The organism is Parachryseolinea silvisoli, assembly GCF_021190955.1.
Taxonomy (GTDB): domain Bacteria; phylum Bacteroidota; class Bacteroidia; order Cytophagales; family Cyclobacteriaceae; genus Ohtaekwangia; species Ohtaekwangia silvisoli.
On the sequence record NZ_JAIOAO010000002.1, the window covers coordinates 1 to 24405 of the forward strand.

A 24405-nucleotide genomic window follows, 5' to 3' on the forward strand; every position below is an offset into this window, starting at 1 on the left:
TGGTCGTAAACCTTTCACAGTTTCTTAACCTTTCAATCTCTCTTCGATAACCCTTCCGATTTTCGAAGCCCTCTTTCGTTTTGGGAGTGCAAAGGTAAGAAGCTTTTTTCTCTTTGCAACTTTCTGGTCAAATCTTTTTTTCTTTTTTTAAACCTCTTTCAAAGCCTAATTCACTTCCATTCCAACCAGAATTCCTCAATACGTCAAGTCTATTTTTCTGCTTTCTCAGCCCTCGCCTTCTGCATCCCCGCCGCTCTTCTAGCGATTGGGGATGCAAATGTAGTCCAGGTTTGATAAGATGCAAAACATGGCGCTGAGATTTTATCCACAATACACTTGCGACAACGGCTAAAGTCTGATTGTAAAGAAGTTACACTCCAGTAAATTTTTTCAATTTTTTGGTCGCTTGTAGAGTGGAACTGTACTACACGGCTCACCAAACATTAAACTCGCCGTGAACGGTCTCAATTTGTTGGTTGCCTCCACGTATGCCGCAATGGGAACAGCCACTTTACTGCAGCCTTTTATCACGACTTTTGCATCTTTAAAAACCTGCCAATCGATTTGCGCCAGACGCTCCTGGTACAACGCCACTTCCAATGCTTCTGTCGAACCAAAAAATACGCGCTTTGCATAGGGCTCTAAGGCTACGGCTAACAACATATACGCCCATGTCGGCACAATCGCATCGACAGAACACGTGACGGCTACATACGCGCCTTCGTATTGCTTCCAATCGTGCGCTTTGATGTAATCACGAAAATCCTTTTCCTTCAGGATAAGTCCCTGAAAGAGCTGATCTTTTATGTCGATGAGTACGCGAGGGCCGGGCTGATAATATTCTTCTAAGTCGAAGGTAATCAGGCCGCTGTTGGCCACGCGGTTTACAATTTGTTCTTGTGCTTCCATAGCGTTGTTAAAACATCAGCATCACACCGTTTTGTTCACCGCCGTGGCAATTTCGTGTTTCACTGGCGTTTTGATCATAAATTCTTTCAGGTAGAATGGCTCGAAGGTCACCAGGTCTTCGGTTTCGTTCCGTTGAAATTTTTCCCAGGCCAGTTTGCCGACCGTGTCGGCGGTAGGGTGGACATCTTCCAGGAAAAAAGCATTTTTATGTTGGATCACCCCTTGACATTTGGCGGCGCCATTTCCAAAAAACAATACCGGACCTGCTTCCAGTGGCGCGCGAAAACTTTCTGTATCAATCACTTTGGCTTCGACGGGACTGACTACACCGTACTGCGCATCCAGTAATTGGCAGTACACCTCCATGCGGCGCGCATCGATCATTGGGCAAAGCAAGGCGCTCGACGTATTGAACGGTCCTGCCACCCACGCCAGCGAGTCCAACGCCCCCACCCCGATGAGCGGAATGTTGAGCGCGTAACACAGGCCTTTCGCAGTAGACGTACCGATGCGAAGCCCGGTGTAGGACCCCGGACCGGAGGAAACCGCCACCGCACTGAGTTGAGCCATCGTGACATCGGCCAGCTGCAATACCTGGTCAATGAGTACGGCCAGTTTCGAGGCGTGCGACTGCTCGCGATACGTCACCGCCGAGGCCAGCAACGTACCGTCTGCATGCAGCGCCACCGAGCATACATGGGTAGAAGTTTCAAGGCTAAGAATGATCGACATTACTTCGGAGAAAGAATTTTCTGGTAGGCCGCAGGATTGTTCAGAAGCTTTTGCGCTTCCAGCACCGCCTTGTCACGCGGCAGCGCGTTCAGGGCCTGCCCTTCATTTTGGGTATAGTGAAAAGCAATCTGCTCTTCCAGTACCTGCATAATTTCTTTTTTAAAGCGAACGAGGTCGGATTTTTTGCCGGTCTCTATCTTGGCGCGCAGCGTCGTTAACGGTCCTTCCAATTCACTGTAGTAGCGTTCCTTCCGGGCGGTTTCGGCCAGGTGTTTCGCATTTTCTTCCAGTGGCATGTCGTAGACAAACTTAAACTCATTTAACAGGGCTGAAAACTGGGCATAGTCGTTTTCCGACAACCGGAATGTTTTCAGGTCGGGCATGTGCGGGTTGTACGCACAATACCGTGACGCAAATTCAAAGACCAGCCCCGAGTTGATCAACGCAGCGGTTACACGCCCGAGGGGGTCGAATTCTACTTCTACGTCCGGGTCGAGTCCTGCACCGTCATATACTTTGCGGCCATTGCGGGTGGTGAACTCGCGCTTTAGCGAGTCGGCTACGCGCGCGACTGTGCCGTCGTCTTTGCGGTGGGTATAGTCCAGCGCCTGGATGCAGCGGCCGCTGGGGATGTAATACTTGGCGGTCGTCACTTTCAACTGGGCGTTGTAGGTCAGCGGGCGTGTGGTTTGCACCAGGCCCTTGCCAAAGGTCTTTTTGCCGATCAATACGGCGCGATCGTAGTCTTGTAACGAACCGGCCACGATCTCGGATGCCGAGGCGCTGCCGTCGCTTACCAGTACCACCATGGGTATTTCCGTATCCAGCGGATTGTTGAGTGTGCGGTAGGTTTTGTTCCAGTCCTCTACTTTGCCTTTGGTGGACACCACTTCCTGTCCGCGGGGGACGAAGAGGTTGACGATGTTGATTGCTTCGTGCAATAAGCCCCCGGGGTTCTCGCGCAGATCGAGAATAATTTTTTTGGCACCTTGTGCTTTGAGGGCGGTCAACGCCTCCCCCAGCTCACGGCTGGCGCCCGGCGTAAAGTCATCCAGGCGGATGTACCCGATGCTGGGTTCCACCAGGCCGGTATAGGCCAGGTTGCTGACAGCAATTTTTTCACGGCGGATCTTAAACACCAGGTCATCTTTCAGGCCATAGCGGTGCACGCGAATTTCTACTTCGGTTTTGGGCTTGCCCTTCATCCATGCGCTTACCTCAGACGTTGTTTTGCCTTTCACCAGGTGGCCGTCCACGGAAACGATCTCGTCGCCCACTTTCACACCGGCCAGGTAGGCGGGGAAATCTTTATAGGGAAAGGTGATGATTGTTCTTTTATTAATGATGCCGATCAATGCGCCCACGCCACCGTATTGGCCAGTAGTGGAGATGCGGAACGATTCGATTTCGTCTTCGGGAATGTAGTCGGTGTACGGATCCAGCGACTCGAGCATGCCGTCGATGCCTTTGCGGATCAGTTTTTGAGGCTCTATCTCATCAACATAGTAGGCGTTGACCTCTTTGAAAAGGGTAGCAAAAATATCCAGGCTTTTGGCAACATCGAAGTAACGCTCGGCGGGCTTGCGGAAGGCGACCAGCGCCATCACAGCCGTCGTAAGCAGAATCAACCACGAATATCTTCTCCACATAATCGGTAATATCTGAAATTATACTGGCTACCAGCCCAAGCCCGGCCGGCTTGCCGGGTGAATCATTTTGTTAAATATACGCAAGGATGGGTGTCGCGGCAACCTCTTCTCGTTAAGGCGGGGAAAGGGCCATTTTGCCCAGTTTCACTAACGTTTGCCGCATTTTGCCCTGCAACTCAGCTGATAATAGCGGTTGCTTGTGGGTGTAAATAAAAGCTACGGACAACCGGGGGGTTGCCGGCAAAAATTGCTGCTGCAGCCGGTAGGCCTCGCGCATGCGGCGTTTGATCAGGTTGCGATCAACCGCCCGTTTAAAATTACGCTTGGAGACAGAGATCAGGACCTGGTGCACCGGGCTTGCCGGGTCGGCCTGTGGCAGAAACAATACCTTGAACGGGAACAAATAAAAAGAGGAACCCTTGTCGAAGAGTTCCTGTATCTGCTTTTCTTTCGAGAGTCGTTCTTCCTTCCGGAATGTAAATTTCCCCATGAGATCAAATTACTCAATCTCTCCCAGGGAGCTTACCGACCCCAAAAGCGATTATTTGTGCTTCAATGTCTTCTCGTCAGAAACAGTCAGTTTCTTACGACCTTTCCGGCGGCGTGAAGCCAATACACGACGACCATTGGCAGATGCCATTCTATCACGGAAACCGTGCTTGTTCTTTCTCTTTCTGCGGGAAGGCTGATATGTACGTTTCATAGTATATCCGTTTTACCCTTACTTTTTAAGGGCTGCAAAGATGGCCACTATTTGTCAAATTTACAACTCGCTATCGCGATTTATGCCTCGGACCTGCAAATTCAGCCCAAAAAAGCTGTTTTCAATTCCCCTGGCGGTTTACGCCGTCAATTCTTGTAAGACCTTTTGGGCCTGGGCCGCCTCCAGGCGAGGGCCCCATTGCGACACCACACGCGACGATGCCAGTGACGCCAGCTTGCCTGCCTCCGCATAGCTGTGGCCGTGCGTAATGGCATATAAAAAGGCTCCCGCGAACATGTCGCCTGCGCCGTTCGTATCGACAGCCGTCACTTTGTACGGTTCGATTTGAATAAATGTATCGCCGTCAAAGATCACGGCGCCGTTGGCTCCCAGAGTGATCACGAACCGCTTGGCCACACCGCGCAGTTTTTCGCGTGCTTCGTGTACGGAGTTGGTGCCGGTAAAGAGCATCGCCTCCTCGTCGTTGCAGAACAGCAGGTCTACGCTGGCGCCGACGACCTCGGTCATTTGCTGTGAGAAATATTTCACCATGCTCGGGTCGGAGAACGTCAGGGCGACGTCAACTTTGTTCCGCTCAGCGATGCGTTTGGCTTCTTTCAGAGCCTCCAGACCATGCGGGCTGGGTACCAGGTAGCCTTCCAGGTAGACGTAAGAAGAATTTTTGATGGCGGTTTCGTCCAGGTGTGCTGGCGACAACAGTGAGCTTACGCCCAGAAAAGTATTCATGGTTCGCGAAGCGTCGGGTGAAGTCATTACCAGGCAACGCCCGGAATCGCCCGGAGGGCAGGTCTCGTGGCGCATATTCGTATCTACGCCGCTGCGGCTCAGCTCATCCAGGAAGAATTTGCCCAGCTCGTCGTTGGCAACCAGACACGAATAGAAGCTTTTTCCGCCAAACTGGTTGATGGCCGTTACGGTGTTCCCCGCAGAGCCACCCCCGGTAAGCTTACTTTTTTTCATGTCAATGGCCTTCATCAGCTCTACCTGGCGTTTTTCATCCACCAGGGTCATGACGCCCTTCTCGATACCGTTCTTCTCAAAAAAGTCGTATTCAACTTCTGTTACAATATCCACAATGGCGTTGCCGATGCCATAAACGTCGTATTTCTTCATGCAGGGGAAATTTTGGGCAAGGATACGGAATACGCCGCCATCAAACAAACAGGCCCGCTGGCAGCTTCGCAACTTTCATTCTACTATACTCTCTATAAGGTTACAATAAGGTATCCATAGCTTTGGTATAGGTATGGTAGTAGCTTTGGTATAAGCTCGCCTACTGTGGGTGGCATACCTTTTCCATGCCTTTAGGATGCTCTTAGTATGCTTTACGTACGCTATTGATACGGGTAATCCCCTCTTTTGATGGGATGAAGGGCTACTTTTTCTGCACGTTCATGCCCAGTGTCATCTTGTACCGCCGGGCCCGATCGGGGTAGTCTGTAATAAACCCATCGACGCCCATGCCCTTCAGCGACAGCATGTCCGATGTTTCGTTCACCGTCCAGGGAATGACTCGGATTCTTCGTTTGTGCAGGGCGTCCACTTTCTCTTTGGTGATCAATTTAAAGTACGGACTGTAAATGGCGGGGTTGAACCCGAGGTCGGCCAGGTTGGCGTCTACGGACTTTACGTTTTCCACCAGCGCCGCCAGGCGGATCTCGGGATGTTTTTTATGCCAGTAGCGCAACACCCGGAAATCGAACGACTGGATCACCACCCGCTCCAGCGGAATATATTCATCCAGCATGTTATACACCAGGTCCGAATATTCTTCCACCGTGGGATGAAGTTTCTTGTCGCCGTCGGGCGAACTTTTGATCTCGATGTTATAATCGACCTCATACAGCGTCACACCTTTAATGTGATCCTCTACCGCAATCAACACATCGCGCAGCAAGGGTTTTGTAACCGATATTTTCTGCTGTTCGGGAAAACGCTCGTTGACTTTCGAGCCGCAATCAAAGCGTGCGACCTGGGCATAGGTCATGTCGTAAATAGCATAATGCTTTTCATCCTTCGCCGTAAAGACGTTGCCGGTCGTGTCGAGGCAGATCTCTGACGACATCCACGGTTCGTGCGATAGTACTACCTGGCGGTCTTTGGTGATGACCACATCCATTTCCAATGTCATCACGCCCGAGTCGAGGGCGGTGATAAAGGCGGGAATGGTGTTTTCGGGTTTCAGGCCGCGGGCACCACGGTGACCCTGTACATCAAATTTTGGTGTGTAGATCTGCGCCACCAGCGGAGTGGACGACAGCAAGCATGCAAGGAGGAAGTATCTAAGCATGCCGAAAGATAAAAAGAAAAAAATACGAACATCCGCGTACAGCGCGCGGACCAGGCAACCCCTCTAAAATCCCAGCCCGGCCCTGCGCTGTACGCGGATGTCGTATGTCATTCAGTATCTCAATTAGTGTGCTGCCTGGCTCATGTCTACCTTGCCTTTGGCCGGCTTCAGGATGAGCACGAACGGTACGCATAGCAGGAAAAACAATCCGATGCCCAGGAACACGTCCATGTACGTCAGCAGCGCTGCTTGTTTCATGACTGTGATTTCCATCGCCCGGGTTGCCATTTGCACGGCTTCACCCGCGCTGGCTCCGTGCGACATAAAATTGCTTTCCAGGCCCGACATTCGCTGAGCAACGGCCGGGTCATACGGTGACACGTGCGTGATGAGGTCGGCGCGGTGCTGTACGTTCTGGCGGCTGATGTAGGTACTGATCAGTGCAATGCCAAACGAGCCTCCCAGCTGGCGCACCATGCCGGTGAAGGCGGCACCTTGCCCAATCTCTTTTCCTTTTAGCGAAGAAAGTGCCAATGTCGTGGTGGGCACAAACAGGAAGCCCAGGCCTACGCCACGCAACATCAATATCCAGAAGAAGTCACCTTCACCGGTAAAGGGCGTAATAATCGTGTATGCCCACAGGCTATAGCCGAAGAAGACCGAAAACCCCGCAGCAATGAGATACTTCTGTGAAAACCCTCCTTGTATGGCCCTGCCCACGATCGGCATCATCATGGCCGTCGCGATCGAACTGGGCACCAGCATATTTCCCGATTGCAGGGCGGTCCATCCCAGCGAGTTTTGGGTAAACAGCGGGATGACAAACGTCGAGCCGTAAAGGCCAAACCCCAGGATAAAGGATAGTACCGTACCGATGGCCAGGTTTTTATCCTTTAAGACGCGTAGATCCACGGCCGGATTTTCGGCGGTCAGCTCACGCCAGACGAACATGTATATACCTGAAGCGGCCATGACGGCGAAGATGATGATACTCGTGTCTTCGAACCAGTCATGCTCCTGTCCTTTCTCCAGTACAAGCTGAAGCGAGCCCACCGCCATGATCAGAAAAAGGATACCCCACCAATCGACTTCAGAGAACGATTTTTTACCACCGTAGTTCGGGCTCTTAACGTATGACAACGTCAGCAGCGTAGCAATGACCCCGATCGGTATATTGATATAGAAGATATAAGGCCACGAAAAGTTATCAACAATGTAGCCTCCCAGCGGAGGGCCGAGCGTGGGACCGACGATCACGCCCATGCCGTACAGGGCTTGCGCCATGCCGCGCTTTTCGGGCGGATATACTTCGGTGATAATCGTCTGCGACGTCACCAGCAGCGCACCACCGCCGAGGCCCTGTATAAAGCGGAAAAACACAAGTTCCCAGATGGAGGTGGCGTTGCCGCAAAGGAACGACGACACAGTGAAAATGACGATCGATACGGCAAAGTAGTTACGGCGGCCGAACTGTTGCGAGAGCCAGCTTGTCAGCGGTACAACGATAACGTTGGCAATGGCGTAGGCAGCGATCACCCAGCTGACGTCTGCGAGGGTGGCGCCGAGGTTACCCCGCATTTCGTTCAGCGCCACGTTGACGATGGTCGTGTCGATGATTTCCAGAAGCGCACACATGATCGCCGTGATGGTGATGATGACGCGGTTGAAACCATATTCGACCAGTGATTCCTGCTGTAACATAAATTTCTATTAGTCCAAGTGTACGTCTACGATCACGTTCATGCCGGCGCGCAACAGGGCTGCCTTTTCGGCTTTCTCCGTCAGCACGATTTTTACCGGCACGCGTTGTACGACTTTCACAAAATTACCCGAAGCATTGTCGGCCGGCAACAATGAAAATTTAGCACCGGTCGCAGGCGAGAGAGATTCTACTTTGCCCGAAAATACGTCGCCGGGAAAGGCATCTACCTTGATCTCTACTATCTGGCCTGCTTTCATTTTGTCGAGTTGGGTTTCTTTAAAGTTGGCCACTACCCACTTTTCTTTTTCTGTTACGAGGGCGAACAACGACTGGCCTGCCTGTACGTACTGACCGGGCTGCACGCTCTTGCGCGAGATCACGCCGGTTGCCGGCGCCAGTATATACGAGTACGACAGCTGAAGCCGGGCGAATTGAAGGTCGGCTTCACGTTCTTTCACCACGGTCTGTGCCAGGGCAATATTGCGGTCGCTTACATTGCTTTGGGCTTTGCGCGCCGAAGTTTCCCGGGAAAGGGCTTCGCGTTGACGCCTGGCCACGTCAAGTTGTTTCAAGGCTGCGTCTTTCTCGGCTTCTGCCTGCTCATATTGCTGTTGCGTAACCGAGTTGGTTTTGATCAGCTCCTGATAGCGTTTGAAGTCTTGCTCCGCACGCCTGGCACGTACTTGTGCAATTTCGATACTCGCGTCGGCAGCTTCTGTATTCGAGCGTGATGTTAACACGTTTTCTTGTGATGTAGCATAGCTGGCTTGCGAGGTGGCAAGGCTGGCTTTGGCATTTTCGAGGGCCGCTTCGGCCTGCAGTACTTTCAGCGCCAGGTCACGGTCATCCAGCACCACCAGGGTATCGCCTTCTTTTACAATTTGGTTGTCTTCTACCGACAGGCGCGTTACATAGCCGGATACTTTCGGAATGATCGGATTGATGTCCGCTTCCACCTGTGCATTATCCGTTTCCTCGTGGTGCTGACCGTGGATATACTTCGTAATGCCAAATGCCGCCGCCGCGATTACCAGGCCGCCGAGCACGATGGCAAATGTTTTATTCTTCTTTTTCTTATTGGTTTCCATAAAGGATAAAAGGTGTTAGTTCTGATTATTGAAGGTTTCCGACTGATTCCTGAAGCTCGTAGTAAGCAATCATGCTTTCCGCGCGCGTCGTTGCATAGTTGATGCGTGCCTGCAACAGCGTCAGGTCGGAGTCGAGGTAATCCGACAGGATCACCAGGCCCTGATTATATTTATTGTGTGTGATCTGATGGTTTTCTTCGGCCTGCTCGATGGCGCGCTCGGTAATGGCAAGTCGTTCCACCGATTCCTGGCACTTCAGAAACTTCTGTCGTATGGTAACTTTTACTTCGTCGGTCGCCGCCTGGCGGGCGGCTTCGGCTTGGGCTTGTTGCGCCCTGGCTTCTTGCATGCCGTGGCTGGCATGGAAGGCACCGGTCAGACTATATTTAACAGAGACCCCTGCGTTCATCGCGTTGGTGATGTTGGCGACATTGGGAATGTACGCATTTACATAGCCGGCGCTTAACCCTACCGTCGGCAGCCGGTTGGCTTTGGCGGCACGATAACCTGACTCACCTGCTTTTACCTGGTAGTCGGCTGCCTTCAGCTCGCTGCGATTGGTCAGACCGGCTTGCAGGTATTCGTTCCACGTCGTGAGCGGCATGGGGCCGAACATGTTTGTTGTGTCAAGCTCCAGTGTGGTGTCGTCGGGTAAACCGAGTAACACAATGAGGTTATACTCCGCCAGCTGCACGTTGTTGTTCACTTCCGTCAGCGCCAGCTCGATGTTGTTAGCTTGCAACTCTGCTTTGAGTCGGTCGTTGCGCGCCAGCAAGCCTTGTTTCTCTCTGTCCTGGAATTCTTTCACACGTTGTTGTTCACGCTTCAGGCTTTCCTGGATGGTGCGCCGTGTTTCCAGCAGCTCATAATATTGATAGACGGCCTTCTCGGTGTTCAGCATCACTTTGCTCTTCGCCGTCTGTTCATCATACTTAGCCGCCTCTTCCAGGTATTCGGACATGAGACGGTTGTTTTTGATACGGAAGCCGTTGAAGATCGGCATAGACGCCGACGCTTGCAGCAGTGCGATGTCGTGGAGATCTTCAAACATCGCCAGCGGTGAGCTGCCACTGGTCTCTCCATCGGCTGGCTTTGTTTTAATGTCTACGTTGGGAGTGTTAATGTGCAGGTAGGTTCCGCTTACTCCCACTTCCGGCCACACCTTGTCGCTTGCCTGGGCAGCCTTCGCCTGGGCTTGTTTTACTTTGGCCGACGATACGGCCAGCTCCTTGCTATTCGCCACGCCAAGATCGACTGCCTCCCGAAGGGTCAGCTTTCTGACGGATTGCGCCTGCAGGCTTCCTGCGAGTAGCAGCGCCACCAGGGCCCACGTTATTCTTCTATACATGATAAAATTGGTTCTCGGTTTATTTGATCAGATACCCGGTCAGCAAATCGATCAGGTATTTTCGCGTCCGTTCTTTAAACGCGTTGTCGTCTTCCCCGGGCCGGATCCAACGCTTTTTCAAAACAGCATGGGTAGCCTGGTACATCACGCCAAACAAGGTGGCATTCACCATGTCGACATCGGCTTCTTTCCTAAACTCTTTATTCTTTTGGCCGTCTTCCAGCAGCCTGCGCAGCTCCGCGCTGTTTTTATTGATGATCTTCGTGATCCCATCAACCAGTTCGGGCCGTTGCGTATCTGCCAGCTCCCGTTGGATAAAATGATAGCCGCGACAATTGGTGAAAATCTTTTCCGTGTACATGTCTATAACCTGTAGCAACTTTTCCTTTGAGGGGATATCGGCGTTGTTCAGGTTGTTCAGCTTCATGCGCGACGTGGACACGGTGTCTTCCAGCACCGAGAGAAATAAATTCTCCTTCGACTGAAAGTGGTAGTTGATCAGGGCTACGTTTACTCCTGCCTTGCTGGCGATCTCGCGTACGCTCACGGCATCAAAGCCCCGCTCCATGAAGAGCTCGGCGGCGGCAGACAGTATTTTTTCGCTGGTCATAATTCGATGTGTAAATGTCACTCCGACAGGCCGGAAGGGGGTCGTGGCCGCGTCTACAGTGCCCTGGTGTCTTGTAACGGGCACAAAGTTAAACGGTTGTTTAATATTTAAACAAATGTTTAAGTAAAGAAATTTTGGACGGTATAAAAGCCGATTCGCCACCGGATTTCAAACGGTTGTGGATTCGAAAAAATTTTAATACACTTTTGACTTCGGGCGCCCACCGTCGTATCATGGGTAAATTTGATGATGCCAATTCCACCACCTACCGAAACCATCCTGCGCGCTACCCGCGGCAGCACGCAGGCGTTTCGCGAGGTTGTGGAATGGCTTCAGCCCTATGCGTATTCCGTTGCCTGCCGTTTTACGGGGGATGCCGACGATGCTGAGGATATTGTCCAGGAGGCTTTTGTGCGGCTGTGGCGCCACCTGCCGGACTATAAGCCTGAGATTAAGCTCACCACCTGGCTGTATCGCATTGTCGTCAACCTGTGCTTCGATTTTTTGAAGTCACGCCACCGCCGGCAGCAAAAGAACCGGATCGGACTGGTCGATGGCCACGGCATAGCCGATCCGGGCACACCCGAAAAAGAGCTTCAGCAACGCGAGTTAGTGGACGCCATTCACCGGGCATGCGAAACCTTACCGCCGAAACAACGCGCTGTCTTTATTCTTCGCGACCTCGAAGGGCTCTCTGCCCAGGAAGCGTGCGAAGCATTATCAATGGACCCCGGTGCTTTAAAAAGCAATTTGTTTTATGCCCGTCGGCAGATGGGTGAAAAGCTCCGAGCCTTGTATCAAGACAACACAAACCACTTCTCACTATGAGCTGTGAAAAATACTTACAGGACATTTACCTCTACGATGAGCTCTCTCCGGAAAAGCGGCAGGTCATCGACAAGCACGTACTTACGTGTATGGACTGTCGAACATTGCTGGAGGAAGTACAACAGCAATCAGCGTGGGTGAAGCATGCTTCCCTCGCACCTCCGGAAGCCAGGCATCCACAAAAGCTTACTGACGCTATCCTTGCCCGCATTGAGCGGCCTACGCGGCGCGCGGCCCTTGTGACGACGCTTTTGGCGCCGATGGATTCGCTCTTTGTGCGGTATTCGCTGGCGGCAATATCGGTGGGATTATTGGTGCTTTTTCTTTCAGAGCAGCAAAGTGGTCCTGTAGTTGTTAAAACGATGCATCGTCCAGCAGCATCGGCCACCTTAAATACAAATGATTTTCTACAGCCGTACAAGCTGGAAAAAGAACAACGGCCACCGGCACCTCCGTCATGGTATCAATGCCTGCGCGACGAGTCTTGTGTCGGTACATTCCTGGAAACTCGTAAACAACGAAAACTTTCTTCTCTATGAAATCCCGAATCAACATTATCATAGTAACCCTCTTTCTACTGCCCCTACTTTCCGCCTGCGAGCATGACGTTGCCATGGAGACTACTGTTCATCCCGATGGGTCTTTGGACAAAATGATTCATATTACCAGCGGCGGCTCGTTTCAAAAAATACAGGAGATACACAGGGAATCTGACAAAGCAACTATTATCACGGACAACGACCCACCCCGAAACATACTGGGGCTAAGCGCGGCAAATGGGTGGGCCCTAACCGCCCGGAAGATGCGCGTTGACTCCGCCGCCGAGGGTGATCCAAAGACGATTTACACGTTTCTGCGCCACTTCTCTTCTGCGGAAGAAGCGAATGCCGCGCTCGCAACACCCAGCGATACTTTATTTCGTGTGACCAGCACGTTCGAGAAAAAATTCCGTTGGTTCTATACCTATATTTATTATGCTGATACCTACCATGCGATCAATCGGATGGGCTATCCCGTCACGAACTACACCACCGCAGAAGACTATGCCTTTATCGACCGTCTTCCCGGAGAGGGCAAAAAGATCACATTGGCCGATAGCCTTTACCTCGTGCGGCTCAACGAAAAGCTTTTCGACATCTACGGGGCCCGTGCGTTGTATGAGGAGTACTATGGCGTTAGCATCAAGCTGTTGCAACATCATCATGTCGAGCAACGGTGGTTTGACACCTTGCGGGCTCACAAGGAAAGTCTTTATACACAGGTCATCGACAAGAAGGATATCTTCGAAGATTATATGGCGCACGTACTCGACAGCCTGGGTATCCCAATATCGCATGAAGAAGCATCGAAATGGTTTATTTCCGAGCTCAAGCCGCTGGACGCAAAGTTCGAATTTATCTCCGTGGCAAGCAATGCAAAATATCATCATCAAATCAACATGCCATGGAATATTATCCGAACCAATGCCGATTCCATATCGGGCAAACAGGTTTTCTGGAACCCGCCTTCCATCAAATTTTTGCTAAAGGATTATACTCTTTATGCCGAGTCGCGTCAGTTAAACTATTGGGCGGTCGCGATATCAGGGGTCGTGATTGTACTGACGGTCTTTCTTTTCGTCCGGCACCGCCGGGTGTGATCTGTAACAAATAAAAAGGTCTCTACGTTGAGAGACCTTTTTATATTCAGCTTACTGCTGGAGTGCTAAGACGACTCGATCAATGAATAATGACACGTTGCGTCCGCACTTCATTGCCTACTTCCAGTACAATAAAATACAAGCCAGCCGGTATTTGCTGCAGTGAGGCTGCAAACTCGAAGTCCGTTGCGCTGTGTATCTCCTGATGGATTAACACCGCACCGCCAGAGAAGCTCAACATCCGTACTGTGCCTGAAGTTTCTTCATGGAATGAAGCCCGTATCGTAAACGCCCCGTTGCTCGGGTTGGGAGATACCGTGAAAGCCGATACGACAGACGCTGGCGCTCGGCCGGCTTCCACCGGGCGCTCGCCGAGAATAGTAATGGTCTTGGTGTATTCGTCCAGGCATTCACCCAGGCCTGTGTTGATAGTTACGTTAAAATCACCCGATTCTTTGAACACAATCTCCGCGTAGTCTTCGTGCTCCACCAACATGATTGCTTCCGACGGCAGCACCCACGAGATGCCCTCGGGCAACGGCCAGCTCACATCGACCACCACCACGGTATCACCCCGGTAGGCCTCTGCGGCCATCAGGAAGTCGGCTTGTAGCAGGTCGTTGGAAGTCTTCAGCGCGAAGTTATCCGAGCCAACGCAGCCATTGGCTGTAACAACCTGTAGGGTATAAGTGGCTGGCTGCGACAGCACCACTTCGCGCTCGTCGCTCGTAAAGCCTTCTGACGATGACCAGGTATAGGTGGCATTGTCTTCTTCTGCACGGACTGTCAGCTTCTGCCCCACACAGATGGTACGATCACCTCCTGCATCTACGACAAACAACGGCGGATCCTCGACCGTGATTGGCGTGCCCAGGATACATCCGCGAGAATCCGTTACCGTTACATTGTATTCGCCAGCGCTCAGATCGCTCCGAAGCGTGCCGGTTTCATTGTTATCCCACAGGTAGCTATAGCCGCCAGGGTTCCCACCCGACGCTGCGATCGCAATGTTTCCGTTTTCATCGCCCAAACAAAGAGGCTGCGTTACCGTATAGTCCAGCGCCAGTTTTGCAGGGTAGAGTACATTGTATATTTCCATGCCGCTGCAGCCACGCGCATCACGCACTTCCACCCAATGCTCGCCGCCGGTTACATTCACAATGTCAGTGGTCGTTTCCTGGGTATCCCATAATACCGTGTAGGGCGGCAGCCCCCGGTCGATCGAAATGCCGATGGCCCCATCGTTGCTTTCATAGCAAGTAAGCTCTTTCAGTAGTGTATTAGTAATACGCGGGCCGTCCGAGTCGTTGATCGTAATCGTGATGTTTTTCTGACAGCCGTTGCCATCGGTAGCGAAGGCTTTATACCTGCCGTTTGCCAGCAAACTGGCTGTGGCGCCCTGCGCAATCTGTACGTTCTGCGCATTGTACCAGGTATATAGGAAATTCGCTACACCACCTTCGGCTTCCACTACGGCCGAGCCATTGGCTTTTCCACACGAGGTATCGACCTTCCCTTTCGCCAACAGTGTTATGTCCCCAGGTTGCGTAAGCGTAGCCGGCACCGATGTTGTACAGCCATTTGCGTCGCGCATTTGTACGGTATAATCGGCTGCCTTGAGGCCACCCACTACCGGGCCAGCAGCCCAGTTTGTATTGTCCACAGAATATTCATAGTCGCCCACGCCACCTTCCGGCGTCAGCTCTATCGCACCGGTGGTGCCGTTATAGCATAGGACGTTGGTCAGCGTTTTGACTGTCACGCTTACAGCGGCGGGCTCGATTACCTGTAGGCCAGTGGCCTCCACGGTACAGCGGTGTTTGTCGGTCACCAACACCGAATATGTGCCGGGCGGCAGATTGTTGACATTTTGTGTAGTCGCTGTGTTAGACCATGCGTATACAAAAGGTCCTGTACCTCCGTTTACTGTCAACGCAATGGCCCCGTCGGTTGAGCCGGCACAGTTCACTCCGGCGCCGTTGTATTTGGTAATAACCGGCACCAGCGCCAGCTTACCAGGCTCCCGCAGAGGGTTTTCGAAAGTTTTAAAACATCCTTTGACATCTGTGATCGTCACGGAATACGTGCCGTCTCCTTTACCACTAATGTCTTCTGTCGTTTCGCCCGATGACCACAGGAATGTGAGCGTGCCCGTACCACCTCCGGGTGTGAGGTTCAGCGCACCGTCCCGTTCACCAAAACAACTGATGGGGGTCGCTATGCTGATTGGGCCGGTGATCTCCGGCCGGATGTCGACAAACGCCGGCCTGGTCACCACACAGGCGTTGGCATCACGTGTATAGACTGTATAACTTTTGGTTTTCAACCCACCGAAAATTACGGGATCCGTCTGCGGCCTGTAGGTCTGACCATCGACGGAATATTCCAGGGCGCCTGTTCCCCCGGTGGAAGGCGTAAGCGTGATCATACCGTCTAACTTGTCCTGACAGCTTTCGTCTACGACGGAAGGTGTGGCCATAATGATTTGAGGCTGTTGCGTGATCTCTACCGGTGTCTGCGGCATCTTGCAGCCATTGGCATCGCGGATGGTTACCGTATAGGTACCGGCGACAAGTCCTCCGATCGCGTTGTTTGTGCTATAGTTCACGTCGTTAGTAGAATACTGCAGCGGGGCCACGCCGCCTGTAGCATTTACTACCGTAAGCACACCCGTCGGGTAACCATAACACAGCACATGGGTAGGCTGAATCGACCCGGCCTGGATTGGTAGAGGCTGAGCCAGCGTGATCGGTGCAACCGAGGTCGAGCAGTTCAGATTGTCTTTCACCACAAACGTATAGGCCAGCGTTGCCGACAGTCCCTGGAATATAGGATCCGTGGGCGTACCACCCGACGGGGTCACGGCATTGCCGTTGAGCGTATAGGTAAGCGGCTGCGCAACGTTGGCTACCTGCAGGGTCACCTCGCCATTGGCGCCCCCGAAGCAGGTCACATCCTTAAAACCATTTACCGTCGCGGTGACAGGATCTGGTGGTTGGGTAAGGGGTATGGCGGATAGCGTATTGTCGGTGGTACATCCATTCACGTCTTTTACCGACACGGTATACGACGCTGCCGTCAATGTGGTAAATGTATAGGGTGAAGCGGTGGGTGTACCGTCCACGCCGTTAATCGTAAAGGTATAGGGCGTCTGGCCATTGGTGGTGGTAACGGTAATGGCACCGTTGTTACCACCGTAGCAATTGATGTGGTACCCTCTTACAGACACCGCATTGGCAGAAGCGCTGACGGTAAAGGGATCCGGCACCGGAATGTCGACATATCCCGTGTAATAACAGGGATTGCTGCCACCCTGGTTTTCTATGATAACCTGGTACAAACCAGCGCTGAGGCCGGTAATGGTTTTGGCTTCGCCTGCACCGGTTGCGTTGGCTACAGACGTACCAGGGCAATAGTCGATGTTGTTGACCTTGATCCGTGTAGGACACGTAACACCGGCCCCGGGATCGTAGGGTATAAGTTTGGTTACAGAATAATTATAGGAACCAGTCCCTCCACTTACCGTGGGAACGGAGATCGTACCAGTATTGGGCAAAGCGTTGCAGAATGGTTTTCCCGGTACCAACGCACCGCTGACCACCGGCCCTCCCGGATAGATGGTGTAGGGCGCCGACCACGCGCTTGGAACACCGTTGTAGGGCGAATTACAGGGAACAGTTCCCCCTTGAAGTCTTCCCCGAAAAACCACCTGTTTGTTGACGTACAAATCCGCATTCGCACCCAACGCGGTCTTCAGGTTAAACACGATATTGTTTTGATAAGGTGCGGGTGTTCCATACGGTACTCCCAACCAGGCAACCGAACGGACCTCTGAGACTGCGCCGGTGTTGGCATCGTAAATACCGGCATCGATATAATAAGACGGGCCACTTTGATTGTAATCCATTTTTTCATAACGAATAGGGAAAATAATATCCTGATCCAGGCATTGCGGCGTGTTTGAAAACACCGGCTGCGTACTCTCTGCCGGTGTCAGCGTCACGCTACACTGAATCTGGTGCCCGGGATTAACATTGGTCTGAAATGTATAGGTTCCTCCGCACGCGTTAGAATTGGCGGTCAGGGGAGTATTTACCGTATACTGCTTCGTGCCGCTTTGCGACCCCGAACAAGTATACTTTCCGCTCCAGACGATCGTAGCCGTGCTCGGCAGTTCGCCGGCTACGATTCCAAAGTCTGTTGTATTGTTGGTGTTGACCCCATCGGGAATAGTATAAACGGCATTTCCGATATAAATTTTTGTTCCCTGCATCGTCAGCGTGTAACACCAGTTTGTCGAGTTATTCCGGGCAAACCAGATTTCCACTTTATACTTGGTGATCCGCGGCACAGTCTGCGCAAACGTCAGACCAACCGAAAACACCAACAAGACAACAAGTAAGTAGCGTTTAACCATAACTTTTCAATTTATATTGATAACTGCTTCTGAACTGTATGTTTTAAATCAATGAATGATGACACGTTGTGTACGCACCTCATCTCCTATTTCCAATACGATAAAATATAAGCCCGCCGGTATTTGCTGCAGCGAGGCCGCATACTCGAAGTCGGTTGCGCTATGTATCTCCTGATCTATTAGAGCTGCCCCGCCCGAGAAGCTCAGCATTCGCACCGTGCCGGAAGCCCCTTCATGGAATGTAGCCCGTATGGTAAACCCGCCGTTGCTTGGGTTCGGGAAGACTCTGAAATCCGATACGATGGAGGCCGGTCCGCGGCCGGATTCCACGGGACGTTCGCCCAGGACGGTGATCGTCTTGGTGTATTCGTCGATGCATTCACCCAGGCCTGTATGGAGGGTGACCGTAAAATCGCCCGATTCTTTGAACACAATCTCCGCATAATCTTCGTGCTCCACCAACATGATCGCTTCGTCGGGCAGCGCCCACGAGATGCCTTCCGGTAGCGGCCAGCTCACGTCCACCACCACCACCGTATCACCGCGGTAAGCCTCTGCGGCCATCAGGAAATCGGCTTGTAGCAGGTCGTTGGAAGTCTTCAGCGCAAAATTGTCTCCGCCAACGCAGCCTTTGGCTGTAATCACCTGCAGCGTATACACGGCGGGTTGCGACAGCACCACTTCGCGTTCGCTACTACTAAAGCCTTCTGACGAAGACCATGTATAGGTAGCATTATCTTCTTCTGCACGGATTGTCAGCTTCTGCCCCACGCAGATGGTACGGTCACCTCCTGCGTCTACGACAAACAGCGGTGGATCGGCTACCGTGATCGGCGTGCCCAAGAGACATCCGCGAGGATCCGTTACCGTTACATTGTATTCGCCAGCGCTCAGATCGCTCCGAAGCGTACCGGCTTCATCGTTATCCCATAGGTAGCGATAGCCGCCAGGGTTCCCACCCGACGCTGCGATGGCAATACTTCCATTATCATCACCTACGCAAAATGGCTGGGTCACCGTATAATCCAGCGCCAGTTTTGCAGGAAACAGTACATCGTATATTTCCATGTTGCTGCAGCCGCGCGCATCACGCACTTCTACCCAGTGCTCGCCACCGGTTACATTCACGATGTCGGTGGTCGCTTCCTGGGTATCCCATAATACCGTGTAGGGCGGCAGACCCTTGTCGATAGAAATGCTGATGGCCCCATCGTTGGTTTCATAGCAGGTAAGCTCTTTCAGCAGCGTATTGGTGATTTGCGGGCCGTCTGAGGCGTTGATAATAATCCTGACGTTTTTCTGACAGCCGTTGCCATCGGCAACGAAGGCTTTATACTGGCCATTTGCCAGCGAATCGGCCGTGGCGCCCTGCGCAATCTGTATGTTCTCGTTCTTCGTATTGTACCAGGTATATAGAAAATTCCCTACACCACCTTCGGCCGCCACTTCGGCCGAGCCATTGGCTTTTCCACACGAGGTATCGACCTTCCCTTTCGCCAACAGTGTTATGTCCCCAGGTTGCGTAAGTTTAGCCGGCACCGATGTTGTACAGCCGTTGGCGTCGCGCATTTGTACGGTATACTCAGCCGCCTTGAGGCCGCCCACTACCGGACCAGTAGCCCAGTTTGTATTGTCCACAGAATATTCATAGTCGCCCACGCCACCTTTCGGCGTCAGCTCTATCGCACCGGTGGTGCCGTTATAGCATAGGACGTTGGTCAGCGTTTTGACTGCCACGCTTACAGCGGCGGGCTCGATTACCTGTAGGCCAGTGGCCTCCACGGTACAGCGGTGTTTGTCGGTCACCAACACCGAATACGTGCCGGGCGACAGGTTGTTGATATTTTGTGTGGTCGCTGTGTTAGACCATGCGTAGACAAAAGGCCCTGTGCCACCGTTTACCGTAAGCGCGATGGCCCCGTCGGTTGAGCCGGCACAGTTCACGCCGGCGCCGTTGTATTCGGTAATAACCGGCACCAGCGCCAGCTTACCAGGCTCCCGCAGAGGGTTTTCGAAAGTTTTAAAACATCCTTTGATATCTGTGATCGTCACGGAATACATGCCGTCTCCTTTACCACTAATATCTTCCGTCGTTTCACCCGATGACCATAAAAATGTCAAGGTACCGGTACCCCCACCGGGTGTGAGGTTTAATGCGCCGTCGGCGTCACCGTTGCAGCTGATGGGCTTCGCTACCTGGATAGGACCGGTAATCACCGGGCGTATATTTACAAACACCGGTTTGGGCACCACACAAGCGTTGGCATCGCGTGTATAGGCAGTATAGCTTTTAGATCCCAGAAGACCGTCGAACACCACGGGGTCCGATGCTACCTGCGGCTTGTAGACTACGCCGTCGATAGAATACTCCAGCGCTCCAGTTCCGCCAGAAGACGGCGCAAGCGAGATCACCCCATCTATCTTTTCTGTACAGCTTTGGTCTGTTACCGTCGTCGTACCGAACACAATGGCCGGACGCTGCGTGATCTCCACCGATGGTGTCTGCGGCACCTTGCAACCATTGGCATCCTGGATGGTCACGGTATAGGTACCGGCCGTAAGTCCTCCGATTGCATTGTTGGTGCTATAGCTCACGTCGTTAACAGAATACTGAAGCGGCGCTACACCGCCCCTGGCATTCTTCACCGTCAGCACACCTGTTGCCTTACCGTTGCACAGCACGTGGGTAGGGTCAATGGACCCGGCCTCGATCTTTGCCGGCTGGGCTAACGTAATGGGGGCCACCGATGTACTACAATTCAGATTATCCCGTACCACAAACGTATACGCCTGCGTAGCGATCAACCCTTGAAATACAGGTTCCGTAGCCGTACCGCCTGACGGCGTAACAGCGTTGCCATTGAGCGTATAGGTTAATGGCAGCGCTACGTTGGCTACCTGCAGGGTCACCTCGCCGTTGGCACGCCCGAAGCAAGTTACATCCTTATAACCGTCTACTGCAGCCGAGACAGGGTCCGGAGGCTGGGTAAGGGCAATGCCCGTGATCGGGTTGTCTGTGGTACATCCGTTTGCGTCTTTCACCGACACGGTATACGACGTTGCCATCAATGTGGTAAATGTATACGGCGAAGCGGTGGGTGTACCGGCCGCACTGTTGATGGTAAAGGTATAGGGCGCCTGGCCATTGGTGGTGGTAACCGTAATGGCGCCGTTATTGCCGCCATAGCAGTTGATGTGATATCCCCTTACAGAGAGCGGGTTCGGATAAGCGCTGGCGGTAAACGGATCGGGCGGAGGGACCGTAACGTACCCGGTATAGTAACAGGGATTACCACCACCCTGATTTTCGACGATAACCTGGTAAAAACCAGCGCTCAACCCGGCAATGGTTTTGGCTTCCCCTGCACCGGTTGGGTTGGTCACAGACGTACCCGGACAATACTCGACATTATCAACTTTGATCCGCGGCGCGGCGCATGTAACACCCGCAGCAGGATCATAGCGTACAAGCGGAACAATGGAATAATTATAGGAACCGGTGCCGCCGGTTACCGCAGGAACGGTGATCGCGCCAGTATTGGGCAGCGCGCTGCAAAAGGGTTTGATCGGTACCAACGCACCGTTTACTACGGGACCTCCCGGGTAAATAGTATACGGCGCCGACCAGGCACTGGGCAATCCATCATAGTAAAAATCGCCACCACAACCAAGCGTTTCCCCCGACAACCTTGCGCGGAAAACAACCTGTTTATTGACATATAAATCTGCATTGGCTCCTAGTGCCTGCTTCATATTAACAATAAAATCACCCTGATATGTTACTGGGGGGTCTTGCCAGCGTAAAAACATAGAGCCAATGTTGCGAATGTTGGAAATTCCTGTGGCCGGATCATAAATAGCAGCATCCAAATAATACGAACCGCTTCCCCCGATCCTCACCGGACACACAATGTCCTGGTCCAGGCATTGCGGCGTGTTTGAAAATACCGGCTGCGAGAGCTCCATGGGAGTCATGCGAACCTCACAAAACATCCCTTGCCCCGTATTGACACCTTGATCATAGTTAGTCTGTCCACCACATCCTACCGTATTCGGCAGGGTGACATTTACCGTGTATTGTCTGGTACCGCCCTGACCGCCTGTGCACGTATATTTCCCACTCCAGATTATCGTTGCCGTATTCGGCAGTGGACCTGGTATATTTTCAAAGTAAGTCATGGTATTATATGCAGGGCCTTCAGGCATGCTGTAGGTAACACCACCAATGATAATCTTTGTCCCCTGTAGCGTGAGAGCACCGCACCAATAGCTGTTGCCGGAAATTCGGACGCCAACTTTGTACTTGATGACGTGGGGCGTGGTCTGCGAAAACGCCGTACCGAACAAAAGCAGCAGGAAGACAACGAATAAGTAGCGTTTCATAACTTTGCCATTAATACTGAACAACCACTTCCGAGCTAAACGGCGTTTCCGTCCCATCTTTAAAAATCACTTTGATCCGATAGGTATAGGAAGAGTTGTTATTCACCGAGCTATCCGCGAACCCACGCACCGACGCTCCCAGGCTCTTGAACAGCGTCAGCCCTTCGCCGCCCTGGCTTTTATACACATAAAACTTCTCGACATCGTTCCAGCCCGGATAATCCCAGGCAAGTCGGATGTTCTTCGCTGTGCGGTCGGCCAGGGCCGTCAGCGAGTTGATCGGAACACGGTCATTCTTGCGAAGCGCGACAAGCCGTGCTTCCGGCGAAGGAACCGACGTGTTGCCGGCGTCATCTACCGCCACCAGCTTATAAGTATAGCTGGCTTTATAGGTTACACGGGTGTCCGTGTAGGACACAGAGTCTTTCGGAACCTCCGCATAGGACGTCCAGGCGCCAACGCCTTCCCGGCGGTATAAGATCACTTTTACAGCATCGGTGCTGCTGCTCTTTTTCCAGTTGAGTTTTACACCCAGCGCCGTATTCTGCACCGATGCAAAAACCGGCGGCACCGGAGGTACGACGTCGGGCCGTGTAAGCTGCAGCACAGTCGAGAAGGCCGACTCATTAAAGCGTGTATCGACCGCGGTTATTTTGTAGTAGATATACTCATCGAGCGCCTTCAAATTGATCGAGTCAATAAACGCTGTCTTTTTCAGAAATGTCTTCGTGACCTGCGAAAACTCGTCGTTGCGGAAGTTGGCTTTATAGACACGATATCCCAGCAGATCAGGTTCGTTGTTAGCGCTCCACTGCAGACGCACTACGCCTAGGGAGTCGACCGTACCCTTCGGCGGCGCAGGCATCGCCGGCGGAATGCTGTCGATCAGCTGTACCAGCACCGGGAAGGAGTGGATCTGATCTTTTTGTTTCGTCTCGGCGGTAACACGGTAGTAGGCTGTGGCGCGGGGCGACAGGTCGGTATACCCCGACACCGGTGGCTTGAGCTGATCTTTGACCACCTGGTAGGGGCCGTCTACGGCATTTGCCCGCCATACGCTATAGTGCGAAATGCTATGCAGGTTTTCTTCGGGCGTGGCCTTCCACTCCAGCTTTACCTGCTTGTTGTCGATCACTTCGCTTTTGGTGATTTGCACCTGTACGGTATACCGGCTCACGCCCATGCCCGACACCGACTCCGAGGGCGGTCCCAACTCGCCGAAAGGCGTACGCCCCCGCACACGGTATGTATAGATCTTGTCGTTCTCCGCGAGTGAGTCGACTTTGTACGCGATCGGAACGGACTTATTTCCAGGCTCGGTCATCACAAACGGCAGCTTGTTCACCGGTTGAAAGGTTCTGCCGCCATCCGTGGACTTCTCCAGAATATAGCTGTTGTAGATCCGTTCGTGATAATGAATATCCCAGGTAAGGGCAGCCGCCCGATCCTTAAATTCTGCTTTCAGGTCTAGTGGCTGCGGCAACACTTCACGGTCATCCGAGCCGATGTATACAAACCCGGTATCGATCTTAATTGGCAACGCAGTGGCTGGAAAAATTCGGTACAGGTATTTTTCACCAGGCTTTACGGTCTTGTCTTCCCACGCCAGGCCTGCCGCTTTGGCCACACTGAAAGATTGGTCGGCAGCAAAGAGCAGGAATGAAAAACGAAGCTCCATCTGCCGGCTCAGGTTCATGGTTTCAAGTACGCTTCGGTTGGGATTACGCGTCAGATCAAAATCCTCGCCATAGAGGGCTTGCGCAGCAATAGCGTGATAGTCGCTGCTATCAACCAGTGTCTGCCAGGTTTTGGCAGGCGCCGGCAGCCACGGCCCCGGGGTAAGCATCACCTTTTCCGGCATCGGCAGCACACGACCGTCGCGGATTACGGTTACACGCTGCACCTTCACACCACGCTTGCGCAGGTATTCCCACGCCATGTCGTTGTCAGGCGCCCAGCGTAGCAATATTCGCTTTTCCTGTGCCCGGCCCAGCACCTTGATCGACGCCGGGCGGCTCTGCCCCCAGGCGGTAGTATGCAGGCCTGCCAGCAACAACACGATAGCAATCGGCAAAAAATGTTTCAT

Annotated in this window: 17 protein-coding genes; 3 read left to right on the forward strand and 14 right to left on the reverse strand. The window is 52.7% G+C overall.

From position 1 onward, the window contains the following. Positions 1 to 390 precede the first annotated feature (390 nt). From K7P01_RS09820 to K7P01_RS09870, 11 genes are all read right to left on the reverse strand, one after another. A complete protein-coding gene (locus K7P01_RS09820) occupies positions 391 to 909 on the reverse strand; it encodes a DUF2480 family protein (protein WP_267292412.1) in 519 nt (172 codons plus the stop codon). A gap of 21 nt (positions 910 to 930) precedes the next feature. After that, on the reverse strand, positions 931 to 1641 hold the full coding sequence (tsaB, locus tag K7P01_RS09825) for a tRNA (adenosine(37)-N6)-threonylcarbamoyltransferase complex dimerization subunit type 1 TsaB (protein WP_267292413.1): 711 nt from the start codon (positions 1639 to 1641) through the stop codon (positions 931 to 933). After that, entirely contained in the window at positions 1641 to 3290 is a 1650-nt protein-coding gene (locus K7P01_RS09830; RefSeq protein WP_267292415.1) for a S41 family peptidase, read from the reverse strand. Before K7P01_RS09830 ends, tsaB begins: the two co-directional genes overlap by 1 nt. A 112-nt stretch (positions 3291 to 3402) precedes the next feature. Beyond that, on the reverse strand, positions 3403 to 3780 hold the full coding sequence (rnpA, locus tag K7P01_RS09835; protein WP_267292418.1) for a ribonuclease P protein component: 378 nt from the start codon (positions 3778 to 3780) through the stop codon (positions 3403 to 3405). Between the two features lie 51 nt (positions 3781 to 3831). Continuing rightward, positions 3832 to 3993, reverse strand: a complete 162-nt coding sequence (gene rpmH / locus K7P01_RS09840; protein WP_254084973.1) for a 50S ribosomal protein L34 — start codon at positions 3991 to 3993, stop codon at positions 3832 to 3834. Positions 3994 to 4131: 138 nt separating this feature from the next. Then, entirely contained in the window at positions 4132 to 5127 is a 996-nt protein-coding gene (locus tag K7P01_RS09845; protein WP_267292420.1) for an adenosine kinase, read from the reverse strand. A 262-nt stretch (positions 5128 to 5389) separates the two neighbouring features. Further along, entirely contained in the window at positions 5390 to 6304 is a 915-nt protein-coding gene (locus K7P01_RS09850) for a glycerophosphodiester phosphodiesterase family protein (RefSeq protein WP_267292422.1), read from the reverse strand. A gap of 123 nt (positions 6305 to 6427) precedes the next feature. Continuing rightward, on the reverse strand, positions 6428 to 8005 hold the full coding sequence (locus K7P01_RS09855; protein ID WP_267292424.1) for a DHA2 family efflux MFS transporter permease subunit: 1578 nt from the start codon (positions 8003 to 8005) through the stop codon (positions 6428 to 6430). Between the two features lie 9 nt (positions 8006 to 8014). Continuing rightward, positions 8015 to 9094: an HlyD family secretion protein gene (locus tag K7P01_RS09860; RefSeq protein ID WP_267292426.1), complete on the reverse strand. Its 1080-nt coding sequence runs from the start codon at positions 9092 to 9094 to the stop codon at positions 8015 to 8017. Positions 9095 to 9119: 25 nt separating this feature from the next. Further along, positions 9120 to 10442 carry a TolC family protein gene (locus K7P01_RS09865; RefSeq protein ID WP_267292428.1) on the reverse strand — a complete coding sequence of 441 codons (1323 nt, stop codon included), beginning with the start codon at positions 10440 to 10442 and terminating at the stop codon, positions 9120 to 9122. Between the two features lie 19 nt (positions 10443 to 10461). Further along, entirely contained in the window at positions 10462 to 11052 is a 591-nt protein-coding gene (locus tag K7P01_RS09870; protein WP_267292430.1) for a TetR family transcriptional regulator, read from the reverse strand. Between the two features lie 246 nt (positions 11053 to 11298). Here K7P01_RS09870 and K7P01_RS09875 point away from each other — a divergent pair, with 246 nt between their 5' ends. The 3 genes from K7P01_RS09875 to K7P01_RS09885 are packed head-to-tail and all read left to right on the forward strand — an operon-like array spanning position 11299 to position 13519. Then, positions 11299 to 11880, forward strand: a complete 582-nt coding sequence (locus K7P01_RS09875) for an RNA polymerase sigma factor (RefSeq protein ID WP_267292432.1) — start codon at positions 11299 to 11301, stop codon at positions 11878 to 11880. After that, the gene (locus K7P01_RS09880) at positions 11877 to 12419 is read left to right on the forward strand and encodes an anti-sigma factor family protein (protein ID WP_267292434.1); all 543 of its coding nucleotides are present in this window, start codon (positions 11877 to 11879) and stop codon (positions 12417 to 12419) included. The genes K7P01_RS09875 and K7P01_RS09880 overlap by 4 nt, the downstream gene beginning before the upstream one ends. Next, complete coding sequence (locus tag K7P01_RS09885) at positions 12416 to 13519, forward strand: hypothetical protein (RefSeq protein WP_267292436.1); 1104 nt, start codon at positions 12416 to 12418, stop codon at positions 13517 to 13519. Before K7P01_RS09880 ends, K7P01_RS09885 begins: the two co-directional genes overlap by 4 nt. 79 nt (positions 13520 to 13598) lie before the next feature. Here the strand turns inward: K7P01_RS09885 and K7P01_RS09890 are convergent, their stop codons facing one another. Genes K7P01_RS09890 through K7P01_RS09900 form a run of 3 tightly spaced genes read right to left on the reverse strand, consistent with a single transcriptional unit; the run spans position 13599 to position 24405 of the window. Further along, entirely contained in the window at positions 13599 to 17936 is a 4338-nt protein-coding gene (locus tag K7P01_RS09890) for a T9SS type A sorting domain-containing protein (protein ID WP_267292438.1), read from the reverse strand. Positions 17937 to 17984: 48 nt separating this feature from the next. Further along, positions 17985 to 22319 (reverse strand): T9SS type A sorting domain-containing protein, encoded by a 4335-nt coding sequence (locus K7P01_RS09895; protein ID WP_267292440.1) that lies wholly within the window; start codon positions 22317 to 22319, stop codon positions 17985 to 17987. A 10-nt stretch (positions 22320 to 22329) separates the two neighbouring features. After that, positions 22330 to 24405: a fibronectin type III domain-containing protein gene (locus K7P01_RS09900; RefSeq protein WP_267292442.1), complete on the reverse strand. Its 2076-nt coding sequence runs from the start codon at positions 24403 to 24405 to the stop codon at positions 22330 to 22332.

Coding starts and splice junctions, on each gene's coding strand:
- K7P01_RS09820 (WP_267292412.1), bottom strand. CDS start 909: ATGGAAGCACAAGAACAAATTGTAAACCGCGTGGCCAACAGCGGCCTG.
- tsaB (WP_267292413.1), bottom strand. CDS start 1,641: ATGTCGATCATTCTTAGCCTTGAAACTTCTACCCATGTATGCTCGGTG.
- K7P01_RS09830 (WP_267292415.1), bottom strand. CDS start 3,290: ATGTGGAGAAGATATTCGTGGTTGATTCTGCTTACGACGGCTGTGATG.
- rnpA (WP_267292418.1), bottom strand. CDS start 3,780: ATGGGGAAATTTACATTCCGGAAGGAAGAACGACTCTCGAAAGAAAAG.
- rpmH (WP_254084973.1), bottom strand. CDS start 3,993: ATGAAACGTACATATCAGCCTTCCCGCAGAAAGAGAAAGAACAAGCAC.
- K7P01_RS09845 (WP_267292420.1), bottom strand. CDS start 5,127: ATGAAGAAATACGACGTTTATGGCATCGGCAACGCCATTGTGGATATT.
- K7P01_RS09850 (WP_267292422.1), bottom strand. CDS start 6,304: ATGCTTAGATACTTCCTCCTTGCATGCTTGCTGTCGTCCACTCCGCTG.
- K7P01_RS09855 (WP_267292424.1), bottom strand. CDS start 8,005: ATGTTACAGCAGGAATCACTGGTCGAATATGGTTTCAACCGCGTCATC.
- K7P01_RS09860 (WP_267292426.1), bottom strand. CDS start 9,094: ATGGAAACCAATAAGAAAAAGAAGAATAAAACATTTGCCATCGTGCTC.
- K7P01_RS09865 (WP_267292428.1), bottom strand. CDS start 10,442: ATGTATAGAAGAATAACGTGGGCCCTGGTGGCGCTGCTACTCGCAGGA.
- K7P01_RS09870 (WP_267292430.1), bottom strand. CDS start 11,052: ATGACCAGCGAAAAAATACTGTCTGCCGCCGCCGAGCTCTTCATGGAG.
- K7P01_RS09875 (WP_267292432.1), top strand. CDS start 11,299: ATGATGCCAATTCCACCACCTACCGAAACCATCCTGCGCGCTACCCGC.
- K7P01_RS09880 (WP_267292434.1), top strand. CDS start 11,877: ATGAGCTGTGAAAAATACTTACAGGACATTTACCTCTACGATGAGCTC.
- K7P01_RS09885 (WP_267292436.1), top strand. CDS start 12,416: ATGAAATCCCGAATCAACATTATCATAGTAACCCTCTTTCTACTGCCC.
- K7P01_RS09890 (WP_267292438.1), bottom strand. CDS start 17,936: ATGGTTAAACGCTACTTACTTGTTGTCTTGTTGGTGTTTTCGGTTGGT.
- K7P01_RS09895 (WP_267292440.1), bottom strand. CDS start 22,319: ATGAAACGCTACTTATTCGTTGTCTTCCTGCTGCTTTTGTTCGGTACG.
- K7P01_RS09900 (WP_267292442.1), bottom strand. CDS start 24,405: ATGAAACATTTTTTGCCGATTGCTATCGTGTTGTTGCTGGCAGGCCTG.